Source organism: candidate division TA06 bacterium, assembly GCA_016208585.1.
GTDB lineage: Bacteria > Edwardsbacteria > AC1 > AC1 > EtOH8 > UBA5202.
This window is the reverse complement of sequence record JACQXR010000064.1, coordinates 1-9,966: the sequence shown is the minus strand read 5'-3', so window position 1 is coordinate 9,966 and position 9,966 is coordinate 1. Positions and strand designations below refer to the sequence as shown.

Genomic DNA, 9,966 nt, shown 5'->3' with positions numbered 1-9,966 from the left:
TCGGTATCTTTCCAGAACAACTCCACAAAATCCTTGACATTATGCCCGAATTATCCTTAAAATTCCCCGAATCCATTACTACTATCAATCAGCCAGAACCAAAAGACGTCTCAGAATTTTCCACATACTTTTCTGCAGAAAATAAGACTCCTATAAAGGAAAAAATCCTTTCCTTTGTTAAAGCAAATCAATTTAGAAATCTTCTCCTAATTGATTCAGAAACCAATGCAAGTATTGACATTATGTTTTCTTCTCCTATTCCCTTTGACCAACAACTTATTCAAAGAAGAAGAAAATTCATCCTGAATAACCAACCCGTATATTTTGCCTCCGCAGAAGATGTAATTGTGATGAAAATAGTTTCCCTTGAACAAAAGGATATTGAAGATGTAAAAATGATTCTTGTCTCTACTGCCAATATTGATAAAACCTATATCAAAAATTGGTCAGACTTCTTTTGGTCGTTTTCTTCTTCAGAAGAAAAAAAGAAAAAATATGGAGAAATCTTTGCCGAAATCTTTGAAGAATTTGCTGAGAAGACGCCACTTTTTGCTGGTATCTCAGGGAGAGCTAAAAAGGAGAGAACCGAAGAAAACAGAGCCGTTGATTTAACTACCTTATTGATGCGATGTCTTAACAATAAAGCAGAGGTGCTGAATTTTATTGGCAGCTATGAAAAAGCAACAGCGACTTATAAAAAGCTGTTTCGAGTAGCAACAAATGAAAATATTGAAGACAGGGTTTTTGAAGCATATTCTTTACTTGGGCAAGGCCAAGTAAATAGAAATCTTTCTGATTTTCCAGCTACGCTAGAACATTATACCAGGGCATTAGATATATTTGAAAAACTGAATAAAAAAGAGGATAGCGCCAGAACTATGATAAAAATCGCAGATGTTTACATAAGACAGGTAAACTATGATAAGACCTTAGAGGAATTAAAAAAGGCATTGGGAATAATTGATAAAATGTCTGGCAATGAGATTAAAGAACTTAAGGTGGAAATTTTTTATCTTTTGGGTGCAACACATAGGCTTAAAGGAAATTATGATGGCGCTTTAATTTTTCTGAAAGAAGCAGAATCTTATTCTTCTGATTCATCTGTGCTAGAACATAAAATTACTCATGAGACAGCTAATTGCCTTTGTGGAAAAAAAGATTATGATAAAGTGTCTGAACTTTATCAAAAAGCAATTAAAATGGCTAAAAATGTGGGCGATATTAAAGCGCAGATAATTTATTTAACTTCAATGGTGCAATTATATTATGAGCGTGCTATTCCCTTTTATAATTCTGATGAGCATGAAAAGAAAAAAGAATGGCTTGATAAAGCAATAGCTGCAGCAACAGAAGCAGATAAACTCAACAAAAGAATAAGAACAAAAGAGGACCCAACATTGCTTAGATTATTCGCGGGATGTTATATTTTAAATAACCAGTATGAACTAGCAAAAATGTTTATTAAAAAATTATTGACAAGAACAGAAAGAGGCAATTTACGGAACAGATTTGGGGGAATTAAATGCATAGGCCATTTGTATGAATGTTTAGGGGATGATGCTAAAAAAAATAAGAGCGCAAATGCCATTGAATTTTATGAGAAAGCAAGAAGAACATATGTTCATGGCTTAAAATTGGCTGAAGAAGCAGAAAATAACAACAATTTTAATTATTTTACTGCATCAATAAAAGAAATAGAAGAAAAAAGAAAAAAATGGGGAGCAACAGGTTAAAATGTTGGATGATGGATACCGGGCCGCCGGTGAACACAACACAACTTGGGACGGAAGAGATGAAACCGGTAAACGGGTGGCAGGCGGTTTGTATTTCTACCGGCTGAATGCGGCAGGTATAAGCAATGTCAGGAAATTAGTATTGTTAAAATAGCATTTGCACGAAAGCACATACAAAATATAAGCAAAGGCCGTGAACGGCCTAAAACTGGGTCATAGTGTTTACTCTTAACCCAGCCCTTCCTCCTACGCTAAAGCTTCGGCGGATAAATAAGGGCTGGGTTAAGGATGCCCATGCAGGTGGCCAAGGCCATTCATGGCCTTACCCGTGGTGAGCTTGCCGAACCATGACCAATAGTAACTGCTCTCCTTAATAACTTTAATTCAAACCACCATGCCTCCACACAAAATCAAAACCCCGTCTTTTCCTTCCCAGCGTCTTCACCAGCGGCAACCTGTTCTGCGGGATGCTGGCCGTCATGGAAGCCTTTAAGGGCAACAGCTACCGGGGGGCTTGGCTGATCATCCTGGCGGCCTTCTTCGATTCCACCGACGGGATGGTGGCCCGCCTGACCCGCCAGTCCAGCCGGTTCGGGGTGGAGCTGGACTCGCTCTCCGACATGGTCTCCTTTGTGCTGGCCCCGGTGATGCTGATCTACCCGCTGTGCCTGATGGAACTTAACCTGGGCGGAATACTGGCCGGCTTCGCTTTCGTGGTCTCCGGGGCCATCCGCCTGGCCCGCTTCAATGTGGAGCAGAAAAATCTATTGGAGAAAGGCGGGTTCATCGGCCTGCCCACCCCGGCCGCCGCCGCCGCCATCGCCGGTTTCCTGATATTCTCTAATTACCTGCAGGGAAGTTTGCTTTTTCCCCGGTTAGTTCCGTTCTTTCTGGTCTTGCTGGCCCTGTTGATGGTAAGCCCGGTGGAATATCCGCCTTTTCCCAAACTGGCGGCCAAGAGCCTGCGCTCCTATTTCATCTACAGCCTGCTGGTGCTGGCCATGATCGGCCTGGTGATCAGGCCCCAGTTAGTGATATTTCCAGTGCTGTTCCTGTATATAATATTCGGCCTGGTCCGGAGGCTGGTGGTCAAGATCGCCAGCAAAAGAGGAAAAGGAACTATTCCGAGCCACTAAGACACTAAAGCCCACACCCATTAAAAGGCACACGATTTACGAATTTTTATAACCAATTTTCACTTTAAGATAACATTTGATAATCATTAAAAGGCACCTCCGGAAGTATGCGTTATGTAGTATACTTCTATAAACACTAAACCAAAAACGGAGGTGCGCTATGGGTCTTGGTGCCACTTCGATAAACTCAGTGCATCGCTTTGTGGCAAAATGTTTAAAATAAAATATAAATTCGGAGGACAGAAATTGCTGACGGCAGAGATCCGCGTTACCCTGAAGGAGGGGGTGCTTGATCCCCAGGGAACCACCCTCAACCGCTCCCTGGAGAATATAGGTTATAATGGGCTGAAGGAGGTCCGGATGGGCAAGCTGATCCAGTTGAAGCTTGACCTGGCCGACCGGCAGAAAGCCGGGGAATTAGTGGAAGAGCTGTGCCAGAAGGTGCTGACCAACCCGGTGATTGAACAATACCAATTCACCATCGGGGAGAGCAAATGAAGTTCGGCATCATCACCTTTCCCGGCTCCAATTGCGATTACGACTGCTATAAGGCGGTGGAAGAGGGACTGGGCCTGAAACCGGCCTTTATCTGGCACCGGGAGACTGATCTAGGCGATTGCGACTGCATCATCCTGCCCGGGGGCTTTTCCTACGGCGATTACCTGCGGACCGGAGCCATCGCCCGCTTTTCCCCGGTGATGCAGAAGGTCAAAGACTTTGCCGAGCGGGGCGGGCTGGTGATCGGCATCTGCAACGGCTTTCAGATCCTGCTGGAATCCGGGCTGCTGCCGGGGGCCATGATGGTCAACCGGGGGCTGCAATTCGTCTGTCAAACCGTCAACCTCTCGGTGGAACGCAACGACCTGGCCTTCACCAATAAATTAGACAAAAAACAGGTGATACAGATCCCCATTGCCCATAAAGAAGGCAATTATTATATTGACCAGAAATCCTCGAGGGAACTGGAGGACAACAACCAGGTGGTGTTCCGTTACTGCGATCAAAACGGCCAGACCGCAGATTCCGACAACCCCAACGGATCGGTCAATAATATCGCCGGCATCGTCAATAAAAAAGGCAACGTGCTGGGAATGATGCCCCACCCCGAAAGGGCCATGGAAAAGCTTTTAGGCTCGGACCAGGGCCGGCTGATATTTGAATCGATAAAAGCCCATTGGCAAAAGATGGGATGAAAAGGAAGCCGGTTCATAAAAAAACCGATGTGGCGGCCATCGCCTCGCTTTTAGTCAGGCTGGACAAGATACTGGCCGGATCCAAAGCCGGTCTTTTGCCCAGCATCCGCAAATTAGCCAGGGAGGTGGACCAGCTGGTGCCCTATTATGACGGGCATATGATGCGGGTCACCTTTTATTCCCTGTCCATCGGGCTGAAAATGGGCCTTTCCCGCGAGGAGCTCTTGACCCTGGAAGTGGCGGCCCTGCTGCACGATTTCGGCAAGCTGGGAGTGGACGAGCATACTCTGGAAAAGGAAGAGGAGCTTTCTGACGATGAAATCAACGAAATACACCACCACGCCGAAAGGGGATTCCATATCCTTTCAGGCTTTGCCAAACTGGAGCGGGCGGCGGCGATCATCCGGGACCATCACGAAAAATACGACGGCAGCGGTTACCCGGCCCATAAAAAGGGCCCGGATATTTCCCTTTTGGCCAGAATCATTGCCGTGGCCGACGCCTACGACGCCATGACCGCCGACCGGCCCTATCATAAGGGTCTTTCCCAAAAAGAGGCTGAAAGCGAGTTGTTGCATTATGCCGGCAAACAGTTTGATCCCCAGGTGGTGGATTGTTTCGTCAATCGTATCAAGGATAAAAAGCCTAAGCTTAGACCCAAGAGAAGCAAGGGGTCGGTGTCATCGGGCCAGGACCAGTTCGCCGATTACCTGCCGGTTTTTTATAATTACTATTGAAACATGCCGGGCTTTACTATCCGCAGATTTCACAGATTATCGCAGATTATTTTGATGTTAATTTTGATGTTAATTCTGTAACAATAATTTGTAATGGTGATGTTGGCGATCATCTGCGTTAATCTGCGGATAAGAGGTTCCCGGGATGATCGGGCCATAATTTGTAATCCAAACCGCAAGGAAACAGATAAACCACATGAGCAAGACGCAGGAACCCCAGGTCAATCTAAAGCTGGCCGCAAGCTTCGGCCTTAACGCCCAGGAATACGACGGCATCTTAAAGATCATGGGCCGGACCCCGACCTACACCGAACTGGGGATATTTTCGGTGCTGTGGTCCGAACATTGCTCCTATAAAAACTCCAAGGCCCTGCTTAAACTCTTTCCCACCCGGGCCTCCCAGGTGTTGCAGGGGCCGGGCGAGAACGCCGGCATCGTGGACATCGGGGACGGCCTGGGCGTGGCCATGAAGGTGGAGAGCCACAACCACCCCTCGGCCATCGAGCCTTACCAGGGCGCGGCCACCGGCATCGGCGGAATATTGCGCGACATCTTCACCATGGGGGCCAGACCCATCGCCCTGATGGACCCGCTGTACTTCGGCTCTTTAGATGACGCCCATGTCCGCCACCTGTTCGGGGGTGTGGTCTCCGGCATCGCCGACTACGGCAACTGCGTGGGCGTGCCCACCATCGGCGGTTCTGTTTTTTTCGACGAATCCTACACCACCAACCCCCTGGTCAACGTGCTGGCCTTGGGGCTGGTGGAGAACAAGAAGATCATGAAGGGCATCGCCAAGGGAATCGGCAACATCATTTTGGCGGTGGGGGCCACCACCGGCCGCGACGGCATCCACGGGGCCACCTTCGCCTCGGAGGAACTGAGCGAGGAGTCGGCCGCCAAGCGGCCCTCGGTCCAGATTGGAGACCCCTTCACCAAAAAACTCCTGTTGGAAGCAACTTTAGAACTGATAGACTCCGGCCTGGCGGTGGGCGTTCAGGACATGGGGGCGGCCGGGCTGACCAGCTCGTCCATAGAAATGGCCTCCCGGGCCAAGACCGGCATCGAGTTGGACGTCTCCCAGATACCCCTGCGCGAGGCCGGGATGACCCCTTACGAGATCATGCTTTCGGAATCCCAGGAGCGGATGGTGGTGGTAGCCCCGCCGGAGAACGCGGAAAAGATCAAGGCCATTTACGACAAATGGGAACTGCATTGCGCGGTGATCGGCAAGGTCACGGCTGACGGCAAGGTTCGGATAAAATGGCAGGACGAGGTCTTTGCCGACATCCCGGTCAACGCTCTGGTGGACGATGCCCCGGTCTATCACCGGGAAAGCCGGGAGCCGGAATTTTTGGCCGGACTGCATAAGTTTGACCAGAAAACGGTCGCTCAGCCGAAGGATCTAAATAAAACTCTCATGCAGTTGCTGGCGGCGCCCACCATTGCCAGCAAGCGCTGGGTTTACAGGCAGTATGACCACCAGGTCCGCACCAACACCGCGGTGCTGCCGGGTTCTGACGCGGCGGTCTTGCGGATCCGGGGCACCAAGAAGGCCATCGCCCTGACCACCGACTGCAACGGGCGCTATGTCTACCTGGAACCCTTCACCGGGGCCGCCATCGCGGTGGCCGAGGCCGCCCGCAATCTGGCCTGTTCCGGGGCAAAGCCGCTGGGCCTGACCGACTGCCTTAATTTCGGCAATCCCTACAAGCCGGAAGTGTTCTACCAGTTCAAACGTTCGGTGGAAGGCATCTGCCGGGCCTGCCAGGCGCTGCAGATCCCCGTGATCTCCGGCAATGTCAGTTTTTATAATGAAAGCCTGACCCACAGCGTCTATCCCACGCCGCTGATCGGCATGGTGGGTTTGATAGAGGACCTGGCCAACATCACCACCCAGTGGTTCAAGCAGGTAAACGATGTTGTCTATCTGGTTGGTCACTTAAGTTCCAATCCGGATATCGGGGGGTCGGAATATCTTAAAACTGTTCACAATCAGGTAACCGGAAAATGTCCGGAGTTGGATCTGGAGAAGGAGAAAGCTCTCCAAAGCTTTTTGCTGTCAGCTATAAGCTCTAAGCTGGTGCGCTCGGCGCATGACTGCTCCGAGGGCGGCCTGGCGGTGGCCCTGGCTGAATGCTGCATAAGCGGGAACAGTGGTTTGATGATGGGGGTTCGTGCGGATATGGATCAACTGCCGGCGAGAAGCGATTTCAAGTTGTTTGCTGAGAATCAGTCGAGGGCCGTGGTATCTTGTCAAGCTGCGGATGTTGAGAAGCTGGAAGCCGAGGCCAAGCGGCTTGACGTTGAAGTTCTGAAATTGGGGAAGGTGAGAGGCGATAGATTTGTGATCAAGGGGTTGATTGACCTGCCGGTAGCTGAGTTGAGGAAGGCCTGGGAAGAGGCGATACCGGGGAAGATGAAGTAGTTTCTCAATTTTAGCGGCCTGAAAATCGTAAATGGCACTTGATGATTATCCCATCTATTCAGGAAAAAGGAAAAGAACATATTGGGACGCTGATTATCAGATTTTATTGATAAATTCAAGAAAATCCTGAATCTGCGTGTAGTTGCGTCCTATTTATCTTACGTTTTATTCCATCCTGAACGAAGGGGATAATCATTTAGCTTAATATACCAATATGTTACAATATCAATACAGCTTCATTCTGGAATTAACTTCTAACTGTGCAATAAAACTACACACCTCCAGTTGAGATATTTTGGTTTTATTGAAAGGAATATGAAAAGGCTATTTCTTATAATAGCATGTTTGACTGCGTTATTCGCCCGGCAGTCTGTTGCTGCTGATTACCCCGTTATCCTTAAATATCCCGGCTATATTTCCGGGCAAGCTGCCGCCGCCAGCGGCAATCCTTTTGTGATATTGGTGGGAATTATTCCCGATACCACCGGTGAGAGATTTGTCGGGAGATGTCGGATCGGAAACTCCAGCGCATTGGCCGGGAACAATCATTTTCACTGGCAGGACAGCCTGGCCTGGAAGACGGCCTGTCAAAATACCTGGGGGAAAGATAATTCCGCCTATTATGACTCCAAACATATCACTACGGCCGATTCGGGGGAGACCACCAAGGTATGGTTCATCTCAAAATGCGATACCACTCCGCAATCCCAGTATCTAATGGCCAGGGTTCAGCGTCTGGTTAACGATAGTACCAATAGCGGAATTAACCGTGATTCCCCCCGCCAGATTGCGATGGTAATGGACATGGCCGCCCAGGGCGGGTGGTTGGAGGGGCATATTTACGGCGATCCGTCCTACGCCTCGCCGCTTTCCAACTATGTGGTTCTGGCCTACCGGGCGGATACCATAGTCGGCTCCTACCTTAGCGAAAATAATTATGTGATTGAAGGTTATGACTCCGGAGATCCCGGATATTTCATGCTTACTGTTCCCGTTGGCAACATTGATTCTTTAAAGGTCAGGGATCTGTCCGACAACCCGGTGAATTTCTATGTGAAAAGCGCCCCGGCCTGGGTTATCTCAGCCGGAGATACCGTCAATATCGACATCCTGCCCGATATTCCCTGCATGGTATATACTTCTCCGGCCAATAAGGCATCCAATGTTCCGTTAAACGCCCCGGTCAGGATAGGTTTCAATAAACCCATCAACCAAACCAGCTTCGCTTACACTTGTTCCACCGGCGCCAGCGGCTGGAATACAGTCTGGAACAGAACCGGCGATATCGTTACCCTGACCCATAACGATTTCAGCTATGTTACCGCCTATAAGTTCCAGGTGACCGCCGCCCAGGACCTTTTAGGCAACGATTTGGTCTCCGGCCCAAAATCAAATCCGTTCCGGTTTATCACCCAACCCGATCCGGCCGCCATTCCCTTGAAGATCATTTGCCTGGACGTCGGGCAGGGTAATGCTGCGGTTATTAAATCGCCCTCGGGGAAAATTTTACTGTTTGATGCCGGCAAAACGGGAAAAGGTTACGATAAGGTCTGGCCCTTCCTAAGGGACTCGCTAACTACCCGTCATTTGGATTATACCGTGGCCAGTCATTATCAGGAAGATCACATCGGGGGGATGGATGAGGTGATAGACAGCCTGGGCGGCATTGATTCCGTTTTAGTCAACGGATATGACCGGGGAGGGGCTTATTCCTCCGCCTCCTTTACCGATTACGCCGCCATTTTAGGCGCTAAAAGAAAAACCATAACTCTGAATCAGATCATAGACCTCGGTTATGGCGTTGCCGTTGAATGCGTGGCGGTCAATGGCCAAACCTATGGCGATAACATCACGCCATCGGATGAGAATGATTTCGGGGTCGGCCTTTTTATACAATATGGAGCTTTCAAAATGATAATCTCCGGAGATCTTGGCGGGTATAATTCCGGAAGGTATAAGGATATGGAGTCAATATTAGCTCCGGATCTGGGCGGGGTTTCGGCGCTGCATGTCAACCATCACGGATCGCAGTACAGCAGCAATCCTTACTGGGTGTCCACATTGGATCCCGTGGTTTCGGTGATCTCGGTGGGAACCAACAATTACGGGCATCCCACTCAATTGGCATTGGACAGACTGTCTGATGATCCGGACAGCAATAATTATATTTATCTGACTGAAAGCGGTTCCGGCGGTACGGTCTCTCCTGGCCGCGGCGAAGTGGTGAACGGCAATATCTGGATAGAGGTTAAATCGTCGTATTTCACAGTAAACGGCGATATATATTATTTCACAAAAAGGGGAGTCCCGGCTTTCTTTAGAATGGCTCAAAATTATCCCAATCCCTTCAAGCATTTAACGACCATAAAATATCAAATATTAAATCCCGGGCAAGTAAGCCTTAAGGTCTACAACATAATAGGGCAGGAAGTGAAAATCCTGGTTGATAAAACCCAGGAAGCAGGGTTTTACGACGCTTCCTGGGATGGCCGGGACAGCCAGGGCCATCTGGTAGCTGCGGGAATCTATTATTACCGCTTAAGCGTCGGCCAAAGCAGCTCCTGCAGGAAGTTGGTGTTTATCCGCTGAATTTTTAAAGGGTGTTTGAATTTGATGGGGTCGTTTTTATTTGACAAGATGCATATTTATGATATAATTCTCATAAATAAACGGCCCAGTAACTATTTTTTACTTTACAAGTCACAATATGTGCGGAGTCTGCGGGATATTCAACCACGA

8 protein-coding genes are annotated in these 9,966 nt (G+C 48.8%); all 8 read left to right on the top strand.

Features of this window, described 5'->3' with window-relative positions:
- The first annotated feature begins 41 nt into the window (after positions 1-41).
- Entirely contained in the window at positions 42-1,733 is a 1,692-nt protein-coding gene (locus tag HY768_05330; GenBank protein MBI4726631.1) for a tetratricopeptide repeat protein, read from the top strand.
- A 1-nt stretch (position 1,734) separates the two neighbouring features.
- Positions 1,735-1,887, top strand: a complete 153-nt coding sequence (locus tag HY768_05325; GenBank protein MBI4726630.1) for a hypothetical protein — start codon at positions 1,735-1,737, stop codon at positions 1,885-1,887.
- A 325-nt stretch (positions 1,888-2,212) separates the two neighbouring features.
- The gene (gene pssA, locus HY768_05320; GenBank protein ID MBI4726629.1) at positions 2,213-2,869 is read left to right on the top strand and encodes a CDP-diacylglycerol--serine O-phosphatidyltransferase; all 657 of its coding nucleotides are present in this window, start codon (positions 2,213-2,215) and stop codon (positions 2,867-2,869) included.
- Positions 2,870-3,118: 249 nt separating this feature from the next.
- Entirely contained in the window at positions 3,119-3,367 is a 249-nt protein-coding gene (gene purS / locus HY768_05315; GenBank protein ID MBI4726628.1) for a phosphoribosylformylglycinamidine synthase subunit PurS, read from the top strand.
- A complete protein-coding gene (gene purQ / locus HY768_05310) occupies positions 3,364-4,062 on the top strand; it encodes a phosphoribosylformylglycinamidine synthase subunit PurQ (GenBank protein MBI4726627.1) in 699 nt (232 codons plus the stop codon). The genes purS and purQ overlap by 4 nt, the downstream gene beginning before the upstream one ends.
- The gene (locus HY768_05305; protein MBI4726626.1) at positions 4,059-4,799 is read left to right on the top strand and encodes an HD domain-containing protein; all 741 of its coding nucleotides are present in this window, start codon (positions 4,059-4,061) and stop codon (positions 4,797-4,799) included. Before purQ ends, HY768_05305 begins: the two co-directional genes overlap by 4 nt.
- Positions 4,800-4,995: 196 nt before the next feature.
- On the top strand, positions 4,996-7,227 hold the full coding sequence (purL, locus tag HY768_05300; protein ID MBI4726625.1) for a phosphoribosylformylglycinamidine synthase subunit PurL: 2,232 nt from the start codon (positions 4,996-4,998) through the stop codon (positions 7,225-7,227).
- Positions 7,228-7,572: 345 nt separating this feature from the next.
- On the top strand, positions 7,573-9,816 hold the full coding sequence (locus HY768_05295; GenBank protein ID MBI4726624.1) for an Ig-like domain-containing protein: 2,244 nt from the start codon (positions 7,573-7,575) through the stop codon (positions 9,814-9,816).
- Positions 9,817-9,966: the final 150 nt, after the last annotated feature.